Here is a 23,401-nt window from a genome sequence, read left to right as displayed (position 1 = left end):
TTGAATAGTATGTAGCTATCACGAACTGTGTTGAAGATGATGTTGATAATGAGAATTATTATCACGCAATCTTTACTATTGTAAATTAATGTGGCAATAGCTTCAATAGCAAATTTCGAGGAGTGCCTAATGCTCTACCCTATTGTGAAAAAATAAAGCCCTTCGGCATAAATACCAAAGGGCTGCGAACAACACCGAAACGACTACTTCTGTGCGGCGTTCTCTTTATTCCGCTGGACGATCATATCTGCGATTTCCTCAGCTTGTCCTACAATGGCAATCGGGTCGAAGTACCAATATCGATCCTCCTGAAGCTCAAAAACCTTACCTTGCCGGACCGCATTTAGTGATTTCCATATGCTGTCTCCTTTGTAACCCCTCAAATCCTTGTTAACCGTCAGAAAGATATAAGAGCCTGCATATTGATTAATGACTTCTTTTGACACCGACTTCCATTGAGTCTCACCTAATAATTCTTTTTGGACAAGCGGCGGAGGTGTCAAATTGAGTCCTCTGTATACGGCCTGTCCTCCTCTGCCAAAATTATCACCATATACATAGTATTCTTTATCCGAAGCTTCCATTACGGTGAACGTATCCTCAGGCTGAATAATACCCTTTAGCTTGTCACGTGCAGCCTGCATCCGCTGATCGTATTGGGCAAGCCATGTTTTGGCTTCCTGTTCTTTTCCAAGTAGCTCACCAAAAGCTGTCAGTTCCTCATGCACATTTTTATACGTTCCATAAGGAATGACGATGGTCGGAGCAATTTTACTATATTTTTCATATTCAGAAGCATCTTTGGAACCAATTAGAATCAAGTCAGGCTCCAGAGTCAATACTGTTTCAATGGATACGCTGCCGCGATCTCCAATGCTTGCAATGCCCTGCACAAGCTCCTTCGAAAACGGATTATCCAGATAATATTTAACACTTCCCACAGGTTTAATCCCTAGTGCTAGTAAATCATTCTGGTACATATCTACTACAATCCGCTGAGGGTGAACCGGAATCTTAATATCTCCATGAATCGTTTTGACTGTTTTCATTTCCTCTGACTTTTGTTCACTAGAAGTTTGATTCTGCTTTTCATCCGGTTGCTTCACGTTTCCACTACAGGCGGTAAGAACTAAAATGACTGACAGAAGCATCATCACAATCCACATTTTCTTTGTCAAGCCCAATCTTCCTCTCTCTATTTACGGTGTCATATCGGCCTATTTACGTTCCATATTGAGCTTGGTGCAGGCGACTATACGCTCCTTTTACTGCCAATAACTCTTCATGTCTGCCTTGCTCGGCAATTCCTTGATCTGCAACTACGATAATGCGGTCAGCATTTTTGATTGTTGCCAGACGATGGGCGATAACGAGTGTCGTGCGACCTTGGGAAAGCTCTGTCAGCGCCTGCTGAATCGCGGCTTCTGTCTCTGTATCCAATGCTGATGTCGCTTCATCTAAAATGAGAATAGGCGGATTTTTAAGGAACATCCGGGCAATAGACAAACGTTGCTTTTGACCACCGGAGAGCTTTACACCTCGCTCACCGATCATTGTATCCAGACCATCCGGATATGAGCGAACAAGGTCTTCAATCTGAGCTCGACGAGCAGCATCCCAAATTCTTCTTCCGAAGCATCAAGCTTACCGTAAGCAATATTTTCACGAATCGTTCCATCAAAGAGAAATACATCCTGCTGTACGATACCAATCATGGATCGCAGCGAATCCAGCTTCATTTCACGGATATCCATCCCATCAATGGTAATGCTACCTTCCTCGACATCATAGAAGCGAGGCAACAAACTGCAAAGTGTCGTTTTACCTGCTCCTGAAGGACCTACAAGTGCTACGGTTTCACCTGCATGGATAGATAGGTCTACTTTGCGTAATACCTTATCTTTGTTTTCGTAACCAAACGTTACACCTGCAAATTGAATATCTCCATTAAGATGGCTAACCGCCTTGGCCCCAGGCAGATCTTCTACATCCGATTCACTTTCCAGCAAATCCAGGTACCGTCGGAAGCCGGCAATCCCTTTCGGATACGTTTCGATGACAGAATTAATTTGTTTAATTGGCCCCAGGAATACATTAGACAGCATCACAAATGCGATAAATTCCCCGTAGGTCATCTGTCCTTCGATAACAAACCATGTTCCACACACAAGCACAAACAATGAAACCAGCTTCATTAGTATAAAACTAATCGAGGAATTCCAGGCCATAATCCGGTACGCGATCAGCTTCGTTTTACGAAAACGTCCATTATTCTCAGCAAAACGTTCCATTTCATGTGCTTCGTTGGAGAACGCTTGAACAACGCGAATCCCGCTGACATTATTTTCAATGCGAGCGTTATAATCCGCAATATCAGAAAACATACGATGGAAAGCAGCAGACATTTTACGGCTGAAATAAAGAGACAAGTAAATCATGAGGGGTACAATGATGAAAGTCAGTACAGCCAGCTTCCAGTTAATGCTGAGCATGATACCAAAGGCTCCCCCAAGTGTCATCAACGCGATGAACAAATCTTCGGGTCCGTGGTGGGCAATTTCCCCAATATCCATCAGGTCGTTGGTCATACGGGAAACGAGATGCCCTGTTTTGTTATTGTCAAAAAAGCGAAAAGATTGCTTTTGTACCCGATCAAATAGCTTTTTACGCATGTCCGATTCGATGTTAATACCCAGCTTGTGCCCCCAATAGGTAACTACGTAATTCAGCGCAGCACTTATGACATAAATACCGAGTAGAGCTAGACAGGCATATAAAATCCATTTCCAGTTCCCGCTGGGTAGCAAATCATCGACCACCCGGTTGACTGCAAGCGGAAAAGCTAACTCCAGCAGTGCTGCCAGCAAGGCACAAGAGAAATCAATGATGAACAAAGTCCGGTAAGGACGGTAGTATTCAAAAAATCGTCTAAGCATAGTCATGACTTCTCCTTTCTAATTTCAATTGAACTGATCACTTCGGATCAACGGAAAACATTTTAACGGCCTCATCCAGCGATTGGTCAACGGCTAGCGGTGAGTACGTAAACCACGGATCTGCTTTGATGAAATACACTTTGTGGTTCTTGACAGCCGGAAGATTTCTCCACAGTGCACTTTGTTCAATTTGCTTAAGCATTCCGTCCTTGCTCGCTTCATCATAAACCAGCATAATAATTCGGTCTCCTGATAGTTCAGGCAGCTTTTCCATTGAAATAACATCATAAACATAATTAAATCTCGGGTCCTTCGCCAGCTTCTGGCGTATGTACTCAGGAGGATTCAATTCCAGTGAACGGTAAATAACATGTCCTACATTCCGCGCTCCGTATACCCTTAACACATTCTTATCGTAGGCCATATAAATCGTAACCGTTTCATCTTTTTTGAATTTTCCAGCCAGCTTCTTTCGACCTTCTTCAGCCTTTTTGTTGAAACTAGCGATCCACTGCTCGGCTTCCTTCTCCTTACCCAGCACGGCTGCGACATTCCGCAGTTGCTCAAATAAGTCGCCATCTCCAAACGAAACGACCACGGTTGGAGCAATTTTCTCCAGCTGCTCCTTCACTTCTGGCGTGGTATATTCTGTTGTGATGATCAGGTCCGGTTGTAACTCCAGCACCTTTTCTACATTTGTCGGGTTCCCAATATTCGCAACTCCGTCAATCTTACCTTTTAAATAGTCGCCTTCCAACAAGTGGGAAGCAGCACCTGCAGGCTTAACTCCCAAGGCCAGCATAGCATCCAAATATTGTGTCGTGACAACTCGCTGTGGATTTGCAGGGATACTGATCTTATTACCAGTAGCATCAGTATATTCGCGCATGACAACCGTTTTGGATTGTCCGGAAGGATCATTAGTGCTGGTCTTGTCATTTGTCTGGTTGTTGCTAGCTGCGTTTCCACATGCACTCAATACAACCATCAAAAGAACCACAAGACAAAGCGTGGATTCCCATTTTAATCTGTATCTTTGTTGCACAATATACGTCCTCCTTAGATATATACAATTCATAATATGATAGTGATTCTCATTATCATATAATTGTTATTCTATCTTTTACCGTCTCTTCTTACAATACAAAAATAAAAAACTTCCATTTATGTGTATGTATCGTCATCGTAGAATAGCCAAAAAAAAAGAACTGATGCGCATTACAGCATCAGTCCGAATAGCTTAATATGTTGGGTCAAGCGCCCTTTTTATTTCGATTGATCCACTAACTCCAGCTTAGCGGGAATGGATGTTTTCACGGTTTTACCTTGAAGTACATCCTTGGCTGCCTGCACCGCCAATTGACCAATAAGCTCGGGTTGCTGAGCTACGGTGGCTGTCAGTTTCCCTTCCTTAATTGACTTAAGCGCATCCTCGTTACCGTCAAAACCGATGACTGGAATGTTTTTACCTGAGCTTTGGATTGCTTCGATCGCACCCAACGCCATTTCATCATTGTGGGCAAATACTGCCTGAACGTCCGGGTTGCCTTGCAGCAGATTTTCCATCACGTTCAAACCTTTCGTCCGATCAAAATCGGCCGATTGTTTAGCTATGACTTTCAGATCCTTATCTGCTACTTCATGAAATCCTTTTCCGCGTTCACGGGTAGCGGATGCTCCTGGAACACCTTCCAGCTCAATCACCTTGGCACCTTTTCCAACTTGATCAATCACATATCTGGCAGCCATTCGTCCTCCCTCTACGTTGTCTGAAGCGACAAGTGCTTTTACGTCTCCTTTGTCAGCAGAACGGTCCAGTGTAATCACCGGGATGTTCAATGCATTCGCTGATTGTACCACTGTGGAGATGGCCGACGAATCTGTCGGATTTATAAGTAACGCGTTTACTCCCTGTTGAATCAGATCATCCACGTCATTACTTTGTTTCGCCGAATCATTTTGTGCATCCACAACAATAACCTGCATTCCTTGTTTTTTGGCCTCTGTCACAACTCCGTCTTTGAGAGAAACGAAGAATGGATTATTCAGCGTTGAGATCGATAAGCCGATTTTAATGTCCTTCAGGTTTGCAGCCGTTTTAGGTTTCGCCCACTCGGGCGGTTCCAAGGAACACCCTGTCATGAGCAGGAGCAGCAAGGCAGTCATGATTAATGTAAGCTTTTTCATATTTATGTGTCTCCTTCTACGCAGATTAGGTGTATTATGCGGATTTTTTACGGTCAATCAATACAGCAATAGCGATGACGATCCCTTTTACCACCATTTGATAAAATGAGTTAACCCCCAGCAAGTTCAAGCCATTGTTTAGCGTACCGATGATAAGCACACCAATTAATGTACCTACGATTCGTCCGCGTCCTCCCGAGAGGCTTGTTCCACCTAATACGACAGCCGCAATGGCGTCCAATTCATAAGAAGTACCTGCTGTAGGTTGCGCCGAGTTCAAACGTGAAGTCAAGATAGCTCCCGCCAACGCGGAAAGCATTCCAGCCAGAGAATAAATCCAGATTTTTACACGCGGTACTTTAATACCAGATACAATTGAAGCCTTCTCGTTACCACCAATGGCATACGTTTTGCGTCCGAATGGTGTTTTATGCAAAATGATCCATAGAACAGCAAAGGTAATGAGCATCGTAATCGCTGGAACCGGAATACCGAACTGATAGCCACGTCCGAACAATTGAAATACCAGACTGTCTCCGAGTCCTGTAATAGGGTTACCGTTGGTATAAACGAGTGTCAATCCTCTGAAAATAGTCATGGTTGCTAGTGTAGCAATAAACGGTGCCATTTTACCTTTCGTAATCATCAAGCCGTTGACCATCCCCATCACGCCACCCAATGCACAACCGATGATAATCGCCAAAATAGGATCGAACCCGGCCAGCATCATATTTGCGACAAACGCACTGGATAGTGCTAATATGGAGCCGACTGACAAATCAATTCCGCCTGTGAGAATAACGAAGGTCATACCGAACGCAATCAACGCATTAATGGATACCTGGCGCAATAAATTCAAAATATTAAGCGGTTCCAAAAAGCTGGGATTTAAGACCGATACAATGATTACCAAAATAATGAGCCCCAACAATGGGCCAAGCTTCTGTGTGATTTGTGACATTTGAAAGCCTTTGCTGCTTTTTGATTCATTCATAGTTGTCATATTACTGTCCTCCTGTAGCTAGCGTCATAATATTTTCTTGTGTGGCTTCTTCCCTGCTCAGCTCTCCGCTGATCTTTCCCTCGTGCACTACGACAATACGATCGCTCATGCCGAGTACCTCAGGGAGTTCCGAGGATACCATGATAATCGCGACTCCACGTTCGGTCAACTCGTTCATCAACTGGTAAATTTCCCGCTTGGCTCCCACATCCACACCTCTCGTCGGTTCGTCAAGGATAAGTACATTCGGACCAATACCTACCCATTTGGCAATAACCACTTTTTGCTGGTTACCACCTGACAAACTGCGAACCGTTGTTTCGCCCGATTGGGTTTTGATTTGTAAGCGCTTAATTAAAGTGTTAACAAAATCTACCTCTTTTTTACCTGAAATAAATCCTTTTGAAGTAAAACTGAACAGATTCGGCAGTACCATATTTTCCCGGATAGAAAAATCCAGCACCAAACCCTCATCTTTTCGGTCTTCTGTAATGAAGCCAATCCCTAGTTTCACTGCATCATCCGGTTTACGAATAGACACCTTTTTTCCACGCACATGAATCTCACCACGATCCAAAGCATCCAGTCCAAATAACGCACGCATGATCTCGGTCCGTCCCGAGCCCATCAAGCCTGAAAAACCTACAATTTCCCCAGATCGTACAGTGAAATTCACATTTTCAAACAACCCTTTATGCGAAGCATTTTTGACCTCCAGCATCACTTCTCCCAAAGCAGGCGTTCTTACCGGGTAGCGTTCAGTCAGCTCTCTACCTACCATTTTCCGTACAACCTCATCAAAATTCGTATCGGGAATCGCCTGAGTATCCACCGTTTTCCCATCACGCATGATGGTAATCCGATCACAGATCGTGAATATTTCCTCCATCCGATGTGAAATATACACAATCGAAACACCAACTTTTTTCAAGGAAGTAATAACCTCGAATAGCTTCTGAATTTCCCGTTCGGTTAAGGCGGCTGTCGGCTCATCCATCACGATAACTTTAGCATCTGTCATGAGTGCTTTGGCAATTTCAATCATCTGCTGTTGACCCACTGAACACTCGCCTGCTTCACCGTTCAATGGAAGGTTTACCGAAAGCTTGCTGAATTGTTCATTTGCTAGCGCTTTCATTTTGGAGCTATCTAGTAAGCCCCACTTGGATGTCATTTCCTTGCCGATAAACAGATTTTCCAGCACAGTCATCTCCGGCCACACATTCAGTTCCTGATGAATAAAAGCAATTCCTTTTTGCTCCGCTTCTTTGGGGTCAGCAAAATAGGTTTCCTGGCCGTCAATGATGATCGTTCCCTCATCTCGCCGATGCAGTCCGATTAGAATATTCATCAGCGTTGATTTGCCTGCACCATTTTCACCCATGAGGGCATGTACTTCTCCTTCACGAAGATCAAAGTGAACACCACTCAGTACCTGATTGGTTCCAAAGGCTTTGTGAATTCCTTTCATTTGAATCTGCATGCTGTACCCTCCTTTTTATTCAACATTGATTTATCCAAAATGAACTCCTGCCTGCAAAATACAATTGGCATACGGTTTAGCCTCTCCTGTACGAATGATCGCCTTTGCATAACGGGTCAGCTCCTTGAATTGTTCATGAGAGCAAAACTCAATGACGGCAACCTGCTTACTAATCTGTGGCTGTTCTAATTGCTCCCCTGCAAAGTTGTGCATAATATACTGTAATGCTTGTTCATTTTCTTGTTTGATTTCTTCGGCCAGCGTTACTTTTTCGATCACCATATCTGCTGCAATGACATCAACGACGTCCTGAAAGGATGGAACACCCAGTTTAAGGGCCAAATCAATTTTGGTAACGCCTTCAGGAACAGGTAAGCCAGCATCAGCCACGACAATATAGTCAGTGTGGCCGAGATCCGACAGTATTTTGGATATATGACTGTTTAGGATTCCATGTTTCTTCATATTATATTTGCTCCTCCACTTCACGACGGGTTGGCATTCCACCTTGGGCTCCAAATTTGGTAACGGATAATGACGCAGCACGATTAGCAAATTTCACACTGTCTGCCAGCGAATTTCCTTCAGCTAAAGCCACTGCAAAAGCAGCGTTAAACGTATCTCCTGCACCTGTCGTATCAATAGCTTCTACTTTATAAGTAGGAACCACGACTTCCTGTTCTCCGTCGAAGAACCGTACACCGTTGCTGCCCTCAGTCACAAACAGCTTGTTGGGATATTTGCGCAGCGCTTCTTGAAGACTTAAATCCTTAAACATAATGGCAGCTTCATGCTCATTAGGCGTAATGTAGGTCGCATTCGCAATTACGCTTTCCTCCACTTCACGAGCCGGGGCTGGATTCAGCAACAAGGGTATCTGGTATTTCGCACAAATCTCGCTTACGTAAACAACCGTTTCTGTTGGTATTTCCTGTTGAATTAGCACAATATCCGAACTTCGGATGACGTCAAGCGCTTCTTCCACATAGGCGGGTGTCACTTCATTATTCGCTGCTTTTACCACGACAATACTGTTATCGCCTTCAGCTAGTATAATATGCGCTGTACCGCTTTCCATATGTGTAACCGGTTTCACATAATCGGTATGAACATGATTTTCTTCAAAATTACGTAAAATCTGCTTCCCAAAATGATCATCCCCTACTCGTCCAATCATCGTAACGTCGGCTCCGAGTCGTGCTGCGGCTACTGCCTGATTGGCTCCTTTACCTCCAGGTACGGTTGTGAAGCTTTCACCCAATACCGTTTCACCAGCACCGGGACGTTTGGACGAAGTAACTACGAGATCCATAGAACTGCTTCCGATAATCGAAATTTTAGCCATCATTATCCACCCTTCTCGTTGTATCCCGTTCTATAAATTTGACGGGCAATTGTATGCTTGAATAGGTAAGTACTTTCGAATGAAGATTAGGTACACTTGACTTCGTTACTTGCGACTGCTCAATCAACTGAATGAGTAGTCCTGCTGCTTCCCAGCCCATTTCATAAGCAGGCTGTCGGATCGTTGACAAAGGCGGGAATAACAAACTACTTAATGGTATATCATCAAACCCGATAATTTGAACATCATCCGGGATTTTCTTTCCTAATCTATGTGCCTCATGCATCACCGCTGTAGCCACGATATCATTACTTGCGATAACTCCGTCCGTATCGGGATACTTGCTAAACAGCTCTTTGGCCCACGACTCGGCCTCCTTGAACGAAAAGGACGTTGTCTCGACCACATGGTAAGCAATTCCGGATTGCTGAAGCTCTTCAACCGCCCCGCGAAAACGATCTTGTGCTGGACGAATATGTGCAGGGCCCTGCATGACTGTAATTTGCTTGCTGCCGCGTGCAACCATTTCTTGAGCAGCCAAGCAACCGCCATGGGCTCCATCTGCATATACGGAGAGGCTGTCACTGGAAGTTCGATCGAGAAAAACGACCGGGATCTTCAGTTTGGCGTAACAATCGGCATCGGGATCATTGGTAGAAGAAATAACACCAACGACATTATTTTGAACAAAAGTATCCATGTAATCCAATTCTTTTTGGCGATCTTCATCACTATTACCGAAAATAATCCGAAAGTCATTTTCCTGCATTCGATCCTCCACCCCACGAGCTAACAAGGGAAAGTAAGGGTTCGTAATATCCGGCAGCAAAAGACCGATTAATCTAGATTTCTTTTTATACAAAGAACGTGCAACTTCATTAGGCTTGTAATTTAACTGCTTCACAGCAGCCTCAACCTTTCGCCGTGTATCCTCATGCACATATCCAGTTTCATTGATAACTCTGGAAACGGTTGCTACGGAAACCCCTGCAAAGCTGGCGACTTCTTTAATTGTTGTCATAGTGTAGGTTCAACTCCAATTGTGTAACCGGTTACACATATAAAATATCACAGCATTAATTTTTTGACAAGCATTAATTATTTGCACGTTAAATCCTTTAGCTTTATAATTCTTATTGTAACTAGTGAAGTTCCACCTTTATACACATTCTAAAGTGAGGAGCAATGCTCCCGGTTACACAATAAAATACGTATACATGGAGGCTTATCCCTGATGAATATTGAAGTTTGGTCTGATTATATGTGTCCGTTCTGTTATATTGGTAAACGCCGTTTGGAGCAAGTGTTACAGAAATTTCCACATCACGATGAGGTGCAATTGACATTTAAGAGTTTCGAATTAAACCCGGGTGCTGTGAGAGATAGTGGTAAAACGATCAATGAAGAACTAGCCGCTAAATATGGGGTCAGTCTGCAAGAGGCTCAGGCTATGAATGATCGAATGAACGAAAATGCACGCTCTGCGGGTCTTGAGTATAATATTCATGCCATGGTGCCGACAAACTCTCTTGATGCTCACCGCTTAACACTTTGGGCTCAAACACAAGGCAAAATGCTGGAGCTGAGCGAGCGCTTATTCCATGCTGTTTTCATCGAAGGCAAGCATACAGGGGATCATGAAGTGCTGGCAGCGCTGGCTACTGAAGTTGGTCTAGATCAAAAGGAAGCGGCTGCTATATTAGCCAGTGACCGTTTTACCGACGAAGTTAGAGCTGATGAAGCCGAAGGCGCTGAGTTGGGTGTTCAGGGTGTACCATTCTTTGTATTTGATCGAAAATTTGCCGTTTCTGGTGCCCAGCCGGAGGAAGTATTTCATGACGCACTTCAAAAAGCATGGGATGAACGCTCACCTTTCACTATGATAAGTGGCAGCTCGTCCAAACAGGATGCAGGTGGTGTATGTACGGATGAGGGTTGTGAACTTCCAGGCCGCGAGAGCTGAACAGTCCTTGAATGAACATTTCCAACTCCCTAAATAAATTTTAAAAAAGCGTGCCAGCCCCCTATTAAACCTGAGGCTGGCACGCTTCTTTATTTTATAACGATTTAATCATTCCGCCATCCACAAGGATGGTGCTCCCTGTCAAATAGGATGAAGCTGAAGACGCCAGAAAAGCAACAACTTTACCGAACTCTTCAGGCTCTCCATACCGCCCCAATGGAATGCCCTCTTCTGCTTGTTTTCGAACCTGATCCGTCGTTTGCTGGGTTTTCTCAGCTCGATGCTCGTCCAAGCTACGCACGCGATCGGTTGCAATTCTCCCCGGTGCTACAGTATGTACCAGAATATTATGAGGAGCCAATTCCAGAGACAATGTTTTCGCCAATCCAGCGACTCCAGTACGTAGCGTATTTGAAATGATTAGTCCCGGAATTGGCTGCTTAACTGAGGAAGAAGCAATATTTAATATCCTACCGCTTTGTTGTTTTTTCATATAGGGTAACACCTCACGGATCAACCGGATATGACTAAGTAAATTTTGTTCAAAGGCCTGCATCCACACTTCATCAGTAAAATCATCAAAGGTACCTGCAGGAGGCCCACCCGCATTGTTAACCAAAATATCAACGGTGCCAAACAAATCAGCTGTACGGCGGATGGCCTGGGAGATATCTTCTGGTTTTGTTACATCGCAAACTACATATTCAACGCGGCCACTCGCTGTTTCCAGTAATTCCGCCTGCGTCCGCTGAAGCTCTGCTTCGTTCCGTCCTGAAATGATGACATTCGCACCCTCGCGTGCCAGCTCCCGTGCGCTTGCCTTGCCGAGTCCTTTACTGGAACCTGCAACAAAGGCTGCTTTTCCCGTTAATCCTAAATCCATCTATAACACTCCCTTTTGTCAGTGTTCTCTATTTAATTGTACACATGACCAGCACATAATGCGAATAGCTTGGTAGTATCATGAAGGCTATCTATCCTCTCACCATTAAAAAGAATACGGAATCATTCATTGCAAGGTAAAACAAAAAGGCCTGACATTTAGTCAGGGGCCCTTTTTGTTTACAAAATATTTGTTACAGCACGTTATGATGTTGATGCAGGTGTTGTTGGCTGCTCGTATACAACAACGGACTGGCTCTCAGGCTCCCATTTAACATTTGTCCCCAAGGCCTCTCCGATTACCCTTACAGGTACCATTGTCGTCCCATCCACTATGGATGCTGGCTGCTCGATAGAATACGGCTGACCGTTAATATATGCTTTCGGACAGTTAACAAATAATTTGACGGACACGCCGTTACGGGTGACAGTAACAGCCTTTTCTTTCGGATCCCAGGAAACCTTTGCATCCAAAGCTTCGGAAGCTGTTCTAAACGGAACAAGTGTGGTCCCATTGCGGTTAATCGGTTTGGCGTCGTATTCTTCACCATTCACGAACAGCTTCATACCCGACGGCCGTCCGGCCTTCTTCGAGAATTCACCCAGCTTTTTGTAGCTGTCCAGATCGGACACATTAGCCAGTACCGCCTCCTCCTGCATGTAAACGGCATCTGTCACATTTCCGTTTTCAGCCAGTAGCTCAGCTGCCTCAGTCAGTGCTTTACCAGAATTCCGGATCAATTCGAGTTCAGCAACCTGCTCCGAAGTCAAACGGTCCGGGTATTTCGTAAGCAGCAGATTCGCAATAACCGCTCCTGCCGGCTTATCCTTCGTATTTTCTACCGCGTGAAGCAGACCCTTGTAACCGTTGCGTCCCTTGTGACCATTATGGTCTTTGGACCCCCCGTATGTATCATCCGTTACTGCAACAGGTTCAGTTTTTCTGATTTCTGCGTGTTTGTCTTTTTTACTGTTTTCATCCTTTTTACCAGATGCTTTGTCCTTTTGTTTTTTGGACTGATCATTGTCTGAGTCATGGGGATTGATTAGCTCTTCCCCGCTCTTTTCATTCCCGTCTTTAACAGACGTCTTTGCTTCCTGTTTGTTCCCCTGATCATTTCCGCGTTCCTGCTTCGCTTCAGCGGTTCCCGCTGCCAATCCCAAGACCAGTATACACGCTAGTAAAGCTGTCCAAGTGTTTTTCATGATGCGATTCCTCCTTATAGTAAACACCGGGCTCAATCGTCCCTAGATGTATTAACGGTTTCTCTAAGCTGATTTTTTATCTTTTTTTATTTAATGTGTGAGACACCACTATAGCTGCAGTCCAGATTACCAAAACCACTATAAAATTTTATTATACGTCTAACCTATTTACACAGTATAATGAGAAAATGCCCATGCATTTATAAGAAACAGCCTTTACATTCGCATAATAGAAAGAAGATGAAACAGACATGTTCGGCACCATTCTTTTGGACGTTGTTTTACCTATTTTTGTACTTATCGGTTTTGGTTGTATCATGCAATATTATTTTCGACTGGATTTGTATACCTTAGCTAAAATCAATTTTTATTATATCACCCCCGCAGTTGTGTTTACGGGTCTATATCACTCGGAAATTTCTTTAATGCTCATGGGTGAGGTTTCACTTTTTTATGCCTTGTACATAGCTATTCTGTACGTAATCAGTACTACCGTCGCCAGATCGCTGAAATACAGCCCTGGAATGCGTGGAGCTTTTACAAACAGTGTAATGCTAGATAATTCAGGAAATTATGGTCTACCAATCAATCAGTTAGTGTTCAAAGGTGATCCGCTAGCCATTTCCGTTCAGGCTCTGATTATGACCTTTCAAAGCTTTGTTACATTTACATACGGTACTTTTGTTGTACAGAACGGTAAGGCTAACACTCGAAAAATTTTAATTAATTTTTTGAAAATGCCTGTACCTTATGCACTTGCACTAGGTTTGCTCCTAAATCTGTTGCATAGTCCGTTGCCTAATTTACTGGCTGAACCTTTGAAATATATTAGTCAGTCGATGGTTGCCGTGGCTCTACTTACTTTGGGAGCACAAATTGTGCAATATCCCTTTCGTTTGCGCCGGACAGCCGTATACATCAGTATGGTACTACGCCTGATTGCAGGTCCACTGGTCGGTTTTCTGCTCGTCTTGCTACTGGGTCTTAAAGGGATTCCCGCTCAAGCCTTGCTCATTGCATCGGGTATGCCTACCGGAGTTAATACAAGTATTTTGGCGGAAGAATATAAAAATGAACCCGATTTTGCCGCACAAACAGTATTACTATCAACGATTATGAATGTCATTACGATGACACTGTTAATTTCAGTATCCCGGCATCTTGTTTGAGGTGTATGATAATATAAAAAATGGATTAGAGACGCTTTTTGTCTAAGGACAGGAGCGTTTCTTTTTCGAGATAAAAGAACATACGTTCCTGTTGTTGCTTCTTTTTTCTACTTAAGGTGGTGTGTTTGTTATATTGAGATCGTATGCGAGAAAGAGTTTTTTTCTATTGTTAATTTTTCATATAATGAAATAATTATATTATCTAATTTGAATCTCTATTAGTTGCTGTTTTCAACTTGTCGTTGCTTTTTCCTAAAAAAAGAATGCGGGACAACAAGGTCATCAAAATAAAGCCAGCTCACTCATTAGAGTGGCTGACTTAGGATTATCCTTATTAAGGTTTAGGGCTCAATTCCCCATTGCTTGCTTCCAGACAGATAAGCGGTTATTTTAGCAGAATCTTGTAAACTGTTTGCTGTAGGATTAAATGAATAATCATCGGTCTGTGTGTAACTACTCCAGTCCTCTTTGGATATCCGGGTTTGCAAATCCACACTTTGACCAGGCTCTAAAGAACCCGCAGCCGATTTAAACCCAATTTCTGCATAAGAGTCTGCCCCTGGCTTCGCATTGGATAATGTTTTGAAGCTAGCAATCACATTCCCTGTACCGACGCTCGACCAATCCGTGAAGAAATTTTGTGTTTTCTCCCCGTTAATGGTGTAATAATAACGCAATGTCACATCTGCTAGGGAAATGGATGAGGTTCCCGTATTGGTTATTTTAAATTTGGAACTGATTGTATTGCTTGTGGTGGATACATTCCCATTGAAGGTTTGCACCTTCAGAACGCCCTCGCCTGTTCCTGGCTCACTTGGCGTATCCCCTTTCACCGTAATCGTAAACAACGCATCATTGCCTGTACTAAAATGGAAGTTTAGTGCTGTCTCTCCTTTAGGAAGTTTAGATAAATACTTGTTGGTAAGAACGACTGTATCCTCACTAAGCGTATAATCTTCACCTTTGTTCAACACCACACTCCCCTGCTTGATCGCTTCCAGCGTATTGCCGTTAAGTGTTAGCTTGACAGTAATATCTGTATTGTTGTTATTCACTCCATAGGTTGCAGTCGTTGGTGTAATACTTGCTTGCCCGGTAGATGGCTGATCACCACCCACACGATCTGCCACCAGAATGCCGCGGCCATTCGTTCCCAGATAAGCACGTCCATAAACCCGCGGGTCCCCAATAATTTTGGTCACTCGAGCATATTGATGTTTGTCATCATTAATGCGCGCCCAGTTTGCACCAGCATCGTCCGATCGGTAAAATCCACGTGTACCATCTATTTTACCAACGATAAATACCGCTGCATACGTGCGGTTCGGCGCTGCCTTACCAAAGCCTACAAAATCCGCTTCCTGCACATTAGAGAGCTTGGTGAACGTAGCGCCGGAATCGTTGGAATGCCATAAACCATATGGCCCCCCATCCTCGGAGCCTCCGGCGAACCACACATCTCCTTCTGCTCCTCGTACAGCATCAATATCAGCATTGCCTGCTGTCGGTAAGCCAGTTACCGCTGAAGGCGTAAAGGATACGCCACCATTGGTGCTCACATATATTTTCCCGGAGGCAAATGCGTAATATTTATTAGGGTTCACTCGGTCAGAGACGATCTTTGCATTCGCTGGAATCCCTGTGCTTGCTGTCCATGAGTTGCCACCAGTTTTGGAGTAGAACACACCTTTGTCTGAGGTACTCCACAGCAAGCCATTACCATCTGCTGCTACAGCGATGCTGCCCCCTCCTGCTGTACCAGAAGGCTCGCTATTTGCCTTATACCAGTTGGCTCCACCATCATTGGAAATACCGATGGATTTGGCATTTGGATCTTTTTTATAATCCGCTTTACCTACCCGAGCCATAAAAGAAGGATTCAGCTCGGCATAATCAATACTTTCGCTGCTTGTAAAAGTCGGATTATCCAGCATTTTAGCTGGAGCCTTGAATAAATCGTCATGTCTGAATCCAGAGACATCACCTACTGCGCTCACCAAAGGCGCGCCGGTTGGAGGGCTCACCAGATCCAAAATCGCCGTTTCCTCTACCCCTTTAGCGGCTACTGAAATATCCAGCTTTCCGCCTTTATCCCAATTGGTTAGATTTTTAGAGCCATAAATCGTAGCTCCGGTGCCGTACAACATATGGTCTGAATTAAATGGATCTATCTCCAGATCACCGATCATCCACCCCAGCTTGGGCGATACTTCCGGTGGAGCCGGGTTGGCATTGAAAGTCAGCCAAGGTGCACCGCTTATATCCAGATTATATTTCAGCTTGCGAGACGGATAACCATCAAATTCCCAAATAGGACTCCAGGTTGCCCCACTGTCCGTGCTGCGGTAAATCGTTTCATCCGGCCACCAGGCATTCAACGTAGCAACCATAAGTGTACCTGGCTTCTGGGCATCCACCGTCAGTCCACCATATCCAAAATGATTGTCCGCGCTACTGCTACCTATGGGGCTAATGTTAGTCCACTGCCCGCTGGCTGTATTCAATTTCCACAGTTCACCCTTTGTTCCGTCATATGGACCGGCTCCATCGCTATAAGAAATATATAGATTGCCGTCCGTTGATAACACACCGTGATGTGGCAAATAGCCCGTAGGCTGTCCCGCTATAGCAGACCAGGTTGTCCCGCCATCTGTACTGCGATAGACACTTTGCTTTTTATCTGCTACACCTACATAGATCGTCTGCGTTGCTTTACTCGAAGAGCCTGTTTTTTTGTCAAAGGTGATCCAGGCTAAACCGACAATGTCGCTGGTATATTCATTGGAAGGGTCCTGTACATACGTCCCTGGATTTGGGAAACTGCTCACCTTGCTCCAAGTTGCTCCAAAATCAGAGCTTTTCCATAGTCCATTACCACTTCGAGCTCCAAAGAACAAAATATTATTCCTATTTGGATCAATCGTCAGACGTTCCCCCATCGAGCGCCCCGGCATATTGCCCCCCACCTTAAAAGGAAGCTTGGTCGTCTGCCACGTATTGCCCCTGTCGGTGGAACGCATAATTTGCCCGTTTTGTTTATCCCATGAATTAGTATACGTACCTGTAGCTATATATACACGGTTTGGATCAACAGGATCAGTTGCTAGTGCATCGACACCATTTTTGTTCCAATCCTCCCAGCCCACAGAATCCGTCAGCGGAATCCAGCTCTCATTGGCAGCATTCCACCGGTAAGCCCCTCCAATATCTGTACGTGCATAGATCAGGTCTTTTTCCGTTTCATTAAAAATAATGCCAGGTACAAAACCACCACCTCCACCCGTAACGACACTTTTCCAACTGTAATCGTCACTTGAAGCAGCATGAGTCGGCGCTATCATTCCTGTCCAGGAAGCACCCGCTACCACAAGCGCCAAACAAGCAATCTTCAACCTGTTTTTTGCCTTAGTCAATGAATTCAACCTCCTTCTTCATAATCATTTGAATATACGAATTCGTTCCTATCGTTATCGTTGCTTCTCACAATTCTGACAAATGTTCTCTTAGACTCACCCCCATTCATCCCAATAAATATAGTGCAACACCCAATTTGTTAGCGCTTACACTGTTGTCATGCTCAATAGATTCGTCATCTTTTTTTCATTTCCTTGTACGAAAAATCAAGATCATGCGATATTATCTCCTGCTCCGCAGCTTATAGTATGAGGTTTAGACTTCCTTCAGAGTTAACACCTTTTATTTATTTCTATTATGAATTTTTCACATAGTGAATTAATTACTTTATTTTCATTCTTTATGGGTGTCAAAATACTTGGATTTACAACAAAAAAACCGCGCTATGCGCGGTTCCAGCTTCCGTTACTTCCGTTAATACTGGCTTTAGTCATAAACAAATGCATATTATTGCAAGTATTCAAGCGCCAGAGCTAAAAAAATATGCCCTGAGACGAGCAATGCCCGCTCATCAAAATCAAAGTGAGGATGGTGATGAGCAAAATGCGTTCGTTCATCCTCATTACGGGCACCTACATGAATGAAGGCTCCCGGTCGTTGCTCCAAATAATAGGCAAAATCCTCTGCTCCCATGACCGGCTTCAAATCCAAAAAAGCGTCTGCTCCATACAGTCTGCCGATGAGCTCGCGTACACGCTCCGTTTCGGCTTCGGCATTCACCAAAGAAGGATAGCCATTCAAATAGTCCATTTCGTATCCGGCATGATAAGCCTCAGTCAACCCCTTGACGATACTGCGAATTTCATTCTCGACTTCCTTACGCACTTCCTTATTAAACGTACGTACAGTCCCTTCAATTTTGGCCTTATCTGCAATCACATTAAAGGCAGTTCCAGCTTGAAATACCCCAATTGTTAACACTGCTGATTCAATAGGGTCCACCCTGCGACTAACCACCTGCTGCAACCCGTTCACAATTTGACTGCCGATAACAATAGAGTCTACCGTCTGGTGCGGTCGTGCGCCATGCCCGCCTTTACCGTTGATCTGGATCGTAAACGCGTCGACAGCCGCCATCGCAGGCCCACTCTTTAATCCAATTTTACCAAAAGGAATTTCAGACGCGAGGTGAATACCGTATACCGCCTCTACCCCTTCCAGACAGCCATCCTCAATCATAAACTTGGCTCCGCCAGGCGGTTTTTCTTCTGCATGTTGAAAAATAAACACAAGCTTTCCCTTCAGCGCCTCACGGTTATGGCTCAACACGCGTGCCACTCCAAGTAATGCAGCCGTGTGACCATCATGCCCGCAGGCATGCATAACACCCGGAACGGTCGATTTATAAGGCACTTCCTTTTCATCCTGAATAGGAAGTGCATCAAAATCAGCACGAAATGCAATCGTTCTACCTGGCTGACCGCCTTCTAAAAACCCGAGCACACCGTTTCCACCCACATTCGTTCTTACCTCAATACCAAAAGAGCGCAATTGATCGGCGATAAAAGCAGATGTATTCGTTTCTTCAAAAGAAAGCTCGGGATGCTGATGTAGATGTCTTCTCCACGCAATCAGCTCTTGTTCACCATCTTTTAATTCCTGAACCCATTTTTCTAGCATAATACCCTCTTTTCCTATTGAATTTATATGCTTCTATCCTTATCTTACCATGAACAGCCTGTAGAATGTAGCTCTCTTATCATAGAAGACTTGAATTTACAACAAAAAAGAGCCGATAGGATACTCTCCCCAACTCTTTTTCATTACTAACTTATCTATTTAGAATTTTTCAGGTATTGAAAAACTGACTAATGTTTCCTCTTACGGGATGTGTCTGTTCCCTGTACTCACCTTTCGTATAGCTTCCAATCACCTTACGCCAAAAGGATTGTGCCGGCCTATTCGTACTCATCTGGGTCACCTTCCAGCGTCCGTTAAAACGTCCAAACAGCTCATGAGCCGCCCAAGTCCCAACCCCATTATGCCGATAAGGACGAAGTACAAAGAACTCAGCCATGTAGTAGTCAGCTTCTCGATTGCTGGACATTCGGTCAACGAGTGCAAAGCCCACAGGAACATCCTGTCTCCAAATCAGAAAAGGCAACTTCTGTTCGCCGCTCGTCCAATATTGATACAAGTCTGGATAAGCCGGGAATGTCCCCTTCTCAGTGACATCAATTCGCAGATAGGCTGTAAAATCGTATAAATAAAATTGCATGAGCTGTACAATAATGTCCTTTTGCGACTCCGGTACACTCTTAATAGACAGCTTCAGTTCCGATTTGATATTATACCCCATACTTTCACCTCTCTTGGCGGTTCAATCCGTTCTTTAACTTCGAATTACATCCCATCCAGTGCTGTTCAAAATATGCTAAAATACATATATATTATGACCGGACGAGGTGGAACCCAATGAATATACAAAAGATCATCGACCGGCGCAAACTAGATGAAAAAATGCCGGGATTACCATGGTACGTGCAGCAATTTATGGATTATAAGCTGCCCGACCTGTCCCCTTCCACACTACTAGAATATGTGCGGGATTACGAAGCTTTCTTTTCATGGCTTCGCTCGGAAGGCTTGTCTGCCGGAGAAACGAATGCCCAAGTTACACTTGAAGAGTTGGAGACACTTCACATGGACAGTATTACAGGCTTTCGATTATTTCTGTCTACTAAGCTCGAAGGCTCCAACTCCCGTATAACCATTTCACGTAAGCTGTCGTCTCTGCGTTCGCTTTTTCATTATTTAAGTCAGATCGCTGAGGATGAAAATTTTTATCCATTGCTCAAACGCAACATTATGGCCAAGGTCGAAATCAAGCGTATACATAAACCCAAGGATACGGCGGCCAAGCTTAAAGGTAAAATACTGGAAGAGGAAGAATTGCTTGAATTCATCGGTTATATTTATGAAGGCTATGGTCAGGATTTGGCCGATAATAAGCAGGCGCTATACTCCTATGAACTAAATAAGGAACGGGATGCCTGCATCGCCAGCCTCATTTTGAACTCAGGCCTGCGCGTATCTGAAATCGTCAATCTGAATCTGGATGATTTAGACATAAACAATAAATTATTATATGTGTATCGCAAAGGCAATAACGACGAAACCTTTAAAACGCCGGTGTATTTCCGCGAGCAATCCAAAAATGATCTCGTACTTTATTTGTCCCTGAGACATACCCGTTACCGCGCTCCAAAAAAAGAAAAGGCTCTCTTTGTCACACGTCCTAACGGGAGTACAGAAGGCAAACGGATGACCAAAAGAGCGATTCAGGCAATGATCATAAAGTACGCCAAGCGTTTCGGTAAGCCTTACCTTACCGTGCATAAGCTTCGTCATTCCTTTGCTACTGATTATTATTTACAAAATGATATTTACAAAACAAAGGAACAACTGGGGCACGCTTCGACAGAAACAACAGAAGTGTATGCCCACCTGACTGACAAAACCATGTCCCAGGCGATCGAACGGCGGGTAGAGACTCTAAGCGACTCAGCCGATTGATGTCTCACCCCTGCTTATTCCTCATTCCTTCTATCTGCTTTTGAATCTGTTCGAGTAGCCAGCGGCCTGCGGGTCCGTTGGCCTCAGCAGGAAATATTTGTATCACTTCATCTGAGTAGTGATGTTGAGCCCAATCCATTTGATGCTCCCAAACCGCTACCCCCTGTACATTTGTCAGCTTATCGGTAAGCTGAGCATCCGATTGTTCCTTAACCATGACCAGCTTCGGATAATCCTCCTGCTTGAAGCCTTCCAGCAACACACAATCATAGGCCTGAAAATGCCGTATCAGACTGGTGACAGGCTGACTATTCTCCTCTAAAATAGCTGTTCTTCCAGCCGAAACAATAGCTACGCCTTCAGCACCCGCCTGTCGGTGCTTATACGTATCAGTACCCTCATGATCCATTTCAAATTCATGTCCATCATGCTTGATCACTGCTACGCGTAGACCTGACTTCTGCACATAACGAATTAACCCTCCGAGAAAGGTCGTTTTCCCCGTATTTTTGAATCCGACGATTTGACATACAAATGGATGTTTCGTATTCACGTTACCTGTCCACCTTGTAATACCAGTACTCGCACCTCTTCACCTTTGCGTAATCCTTCTGTTGTAGGAGGAATCACGATCAGACAGTCGCTGTCCTTAATGGTCACCATGACACTAGATTCATCTGCTCGCGCAGGAATCGCGTATACTTGTCCACCACGTATCTCCAAAGAGCTGCGTACAAAGCGTGTATAGTTGTTTACCTTCGTATAATCTGCGCCTAACTTCGCCGTCCAGGTTTGTAAATATGGATGTGCCGAAGATAACATCATTTGGATCGTCGGCCGTACAAACAGCTCACAGCCTACAAAGCACGCACCGGGGTTGCCTGAAAGCGCAAATAACAGCTTGCCGTCAATCACTGCGGCTGTGGTCACACTTCCTGGACGCATCGTAACTTTGTTGAACAGCATATTCACATCTTCCTGTCGTACCAGGTCACCCATAATATCAAAATCCCCCACCGATACTCCTCCACTCGTGACCACGATATCATAGGCAGCTATGGCTTCACGTACAGAGGTACGGGCAAGACTCAAATCATCATGAATGGCTTGTAAAATGAACGGCTCTCCTCCTGCCTCTCTGATTTGAGAAGCCAGCATATATGTATTACTGTTTCGAATTTTTCCCGGTTGTAACGGCTCATCCACTGCGAGCAATTCTGACCCTGTGGAAAAGACAGCCACCCTTGGCTTCCTGTAAACAGGCACCCGATGTACACCAAAAGTAGCCAGTACTGAGACATGCCCCGCTCCCACGCAAGTTCCCTTACTGAGCAAAAGCTGACCTTCCTTAATCTCATGACCAATTTGTGTCACATTTTTGCCAACTTCCATACGCTTCTTTAAGCTAACATATGTCTGTCCATTTTCCTCACGCAGCTGTGTCGCCTCCAGCATAACCACCGTGTCCGCTCCTTCAGGTAGTTGTGCTCCTGTCATGATGCGGGCTGCCATTCCCGTCTCCACCCGCTTGTCCGATACAGTGCCACAAGGAATTTCATCAATCACGTGTAGCCAGATTTCCTGACCGGTCGAACAGACTTCAGTGTCCGAGGCAAGGATCGCATAGCCGTCCATACCAGAACGACGAAAGCGGGGATACGGATGTGGCGCAGTCAAATCCATCGCCAGATAGCGACCATGTGCTTGCTCAAGCCCTACGTCCTCCCTTTCACCTTGTTTAACATGACTAGCTATCCTGCTTTGTGCCTCTTCCACCTGAACTGCTTTACGCTGGAATTTTTCTGCGTTTAATGATGTATGATTCATATTCTCACTCCGTTCTTCTTAAATGCCCTCTTTCTGTTATAACGCTAAAACCGTTATCTGGCAAATCCAAACGGTATTTATTGAATTGCTCCAAGTCTTTATCCGCCAAAAAACAGCCTGGATATCATATCGCGGCTGTTTTTGGTAGATTTCAGTTTTTAATTTTGCGTATCATCCGGTCATTTCTCTATTTTATTAGTTTATATTAATTTTTCCGAAATAGATTGAATCTATTGAAACCTCATATAACGAGGACATTTGCTGTGCTCGAGCTATTGTTAAATCGGATGAATCTTCCTCTATATGTTTTAATTCATTCATTGACATACCAAGTGTATTGCAAGCTATTAACTCACTATATCCTGAAGCGAGTCGTGCCATCTTTATTGTACAAAAGCTAGTGCAAGTTACATTTTCATTTTTATCTGCAACCATCCAATCAACTCCACAATATAATTGATAAAAAAGTA

Annotated in this window: 19 protein-coding genes and 1 pseudogene; 3 read left to right on the top strand and 17 right to left on the bottom strand. The window is 44.3% G+C overall.

Features of this window, described 5'->3' with window-relative positions; translation table 11 throughout:
* Positions 1 to 203 precede the first annotated feature (203 nt).
* The 9 genes and pseudogenes from ACWA2B_RS14155 to ACWA2B_RS14115 form a co-directional block, all read right to left on the bottom strand.
* Positions 204 to 1,184, bottom strand: a complete 981-nt coding sequence (locus ACWA2B_RS14155; RefSeq protein ID WP_322252711.1) for an ABC transporter substrate-binding protein — start codon at positions 1,182 to 1,184, stop codon at positions 204 to 206.
* Between the two features lie 37 nt (positions 1,185 to 1,221).
* A pseudogene (locus ACWA2B_RS14150) lies at positions 1,222 to 2,936 on the bottom strand (ABC transporter ATP-binding protein).
* A gap of 37 nt (positions 2,937 to 2,973) precedes the next feature.
* A complete protein-coding gene (locus ACWA2B_RS14145) occupies positions 2,974 to 3,981 on the bottom strand; it encodes an ABC transporter substrate-binding protein (protein ID WP_165146575.1) in 1,008 nt (335 codons plus the stop codon).
* Between the two features lie 221 nt (positions 3,982 to 4,202).
* Positions 4,203 to 5,123: a ribose ABC transporter substrate-binding protein RbsB gene (gene rbsB / locus ACWA2B_RS14140; protein WP_165146578.1), complete on the bottom strand. Its 921-nt coding sequence runs from the start codon at positions 5,121 to 5,123 to the stop codon at positions 4,203 to 4,205.
* A gap of 34 nt (positions 5,124 to 5,157) precedes the next feature.
* Positions 5,158 to 6,126 carry an ABC transporter permease subunit gene (locus ACWA2B_RS14135; protein ID WP_013310465.1) on the bottom strand — a complete coding sequence of 323 codons (969 nt, stop codon included), beginning with the start codon at positions 6,124 to 6,126 and terminating at the stop codon, positions 5,158 to 5,160.
* Position 6,127: 1 nt separating this feature from the next.
* Positions 6,128 to 7,609 (bottom strand): sugar ABC transporter ATP-binding protein, encoded by a 1,482-nt coding sequence (locus tag ACWA2B_RS14130; RefSeq protein ID WP_449292311.1) that lies wholly within the window; start codon positions 7,607 to 7,609, stop codon positions 6,128 to 6,130.
* A gap of 30 nt (positions 7,610 to 7,639) precedes the next feature.
* On the bottom strand, positions 7,640 to 8,074 hold the full coding sequence (gene rbsD / locus ACWA2B_RS14125; RefSeq protein WP_340955546.1) for a D-ribose pyranase: 435 nt from the start codon (positions 8,072 to 8,074) through the stop codon (positions 7,640 to 7,642).
* A gap of 1 nt (position 8,075) precedes the next feature.
* Positions 8,076 to 8,954 (bottom strand): ribokinase, encoded by an 879-nt coding sequence (gene rbsK, locus ACWA2B_RS14120; protein ID WP_069011915.1) that lies wholly within the window; start codon positions 8,952 to 8,954, stop codon positions 8,076 to 8,078.
* On the bottom strand, positions 8,947 to 9,975 hold the full coding sequence (locus ACWA2B_RS14115; protein ID WP_029517482.1) for a LacI family DNA-binding transcriptional regulator: 1,029 nt from the start codon (positions 9,973 to 9,975) through the stop codon (positions 8,947 to 8,949). The genes rbsK and ACWA2B_RS14115 overlap by 8 nt, the downstream gene beginning before the upstream one ends.
* Positions 9,976 to 10,188: 213 nt before the next feature.
* Here ACWA2B_RS14115 and ACWA2B_RS14110 point away from each other — a divergent pair, with 213 nt between their 5' ends.
* Positions 10,189 to 10,917, top strand: coding sequence for a DsbA family oxidoreductase (locus ACWA2B_RS14110; RefSeq protein WP_029517481.1), 729 nt, complete (start codon positions 10,189 to 10,191; stop codon positions 10,915 to 10,917).
* A gap of 94 nt (positions 10,918 to 11,011) precedes the next feature.
* Here ACWA2B_RS14110 and ACWA2B_RS14105 read toward each other — a convergent pair whose 3' ends face one another.
* On the bottom strand, positions 11,012 to 11,800 hold the full coding sequence (locus ACWA2B_RS14105) for an SDR family oxidoreductase (RefSeq protein WP_029517480.1): 789 nt from the start codon (positions 11,798 to 11,800) through the stop codon (positions 11,012 to 11,014).
* A gap of 203 nt (positions 11,801 to 12,003) precedes the next feature.
* Positions 12,004 to 13,005: a copper amine oxidase N-terminal domain-containing protein gene (locus ACWA2B_RS14100; protein ID WP_449292310.1), complete on the bottom strand. Its 1,002-nt coding sequence runs from the start codon at positions 13,003 to 13,005 to the stop codon at positions 12,004 to 12,006.
* A gap of 251 nt (positions 13,006 to 13,256) precedes the next feature.
* On the opposite strand from ACWA2B_RS14100, the gene ACWA2B_RS14095 reads away from it, so the two are divergent.
* Positions 13,257 to 14,174, top strand: coding sequence for an AEC family transporter (locus tag ACWA2B_RS14095; protein ID WP_069011754.1), 918 nt, complete (start codon positions 13,257 to 13,259; stop codon positions 14,172 to 14,174).
* A gap of 341 nt (positions 14,175 to 14,515) precedes the next feature.
* On the opposite strand, the gene ACWA2B_RS14090 is transcribed toward ACWA2B_RS14095, so the two are convergent.
* The 3 genes from ACWA2B_RS14090 to ACWA2B_RS14080 all read right to left on the bottom strand — a co-directional run bounded on the left by ACWA2B_RS14090 (position 14,516) and on the right by ACWA2B_RS14080 (position 19,887).
* Entirely contained in the window at positions 14,516 to 17,587 is a 3,072-nt protein-coding gene (locus ACWA2B_RS14090; RefSeq protein WP_318627307.1) for a X2-like carbohydrate binding domain-containing protein, read from the bottom strand.
* A gap of 448 nt (positions 17,588 to 18,035) precedes the next feature.
* Positions 18,036 to 19,208: a M20 metallopeptidase family protein gene (locus tag ACWA2B_RS14085; protein ID WP_069011749.1), complete on the bottom strand. Its 1,173-nt coding sequence runs from the start codon at positions 19,206 to 19,208 to the stop codon at positions 18,036 to 18,038.
* Between the two features lie 169 nt (positions 19,209 to 19,377).
* Entirely contained in the window at positions 19,378 to 19,887 is a 510-nt protein-coding gene (locus ACWA2B_RS14080; protein ID WP_029517475.1) for a GNAT family N-acetyltransferase, read from the bottom strand.
* 116 nt (positions 19,888 to 20,003) lie between these two features.
* Between ACWA2B_RS14080 and xerS the strand changes: the two genes are divergently transcribed.
* Complete coding sequence (gene xerS, locus ACWA2B_RS14075; RefSeq protein ID WP_449292309.1) at positions 20,004 to 21,104, top strand: tyrosine recombinase XerS; 1,101 nt, start codon at positions 20,004 to 20,006, stop codon at positions 21,102 to 21,104.
* Between the two features lie 4 nt (positions 21,105 to 21,108).
* Here the strand turns inward: xerS and mobB are convergent, their stop codons facing one another.
* The 3 genes from mobB to ACWA2B_RS14060 all read right to left on the bottom strand — a co-directional run bounded on the left by mobB (position 21,109) and on the right by ACWA2B_RS14060 (position 23,366).
* A complete protein-coding gene (gene mobB / locus ACWA2B_RS14070) occupies positions 21,109 to 21,657 on the bottom strand; it encodes a molybdopterin-guanine dinucleotide biosynthesis protein B (RefSeq protein WP_449292308.1) in 549 nt (182 codons plus the stop codon).
* Complete coding sequence (locus ACWA2B_RS14065; protein ID WP_449292307.1) at positions 21,654 to 22,931, bottom strand: molybdopterin molybdotransferase MoeA; 1,278 nt, start codon at positions 22,929 to 22,931, stop codon at positions 21,654 to 21,656. The genes mobB and ACWA2B_RS14065 overlap by 4 nt, the downstream gene beginning before the upstream one ends.
* A gap of 195 nt (positions 22,932 to 23,126) precedes the next feature.
* Positions 23,127 to 23,366 carry a helix-turn-helix domain-containing protein gene (locus ACWA2B_RS14060; protein WP_449292306.1) on the bottom strand — a complete coding sequence of 80 codons (240 nt, stop codon included), beginning with the start codon at positions 23,364 to 23,366 and terminating at the stop codon, positions 23,127 to 23,129.
* Between the last annotated feature and the right edge of the window lie 35 nt (positions 23,367 to 23,401).

The organism is Paenibacillus sp. CMM36, from assembly GCF_053570945.1.
This window is presented reverse-complemented; position numbering and strand designations above follow the sequence as displayed.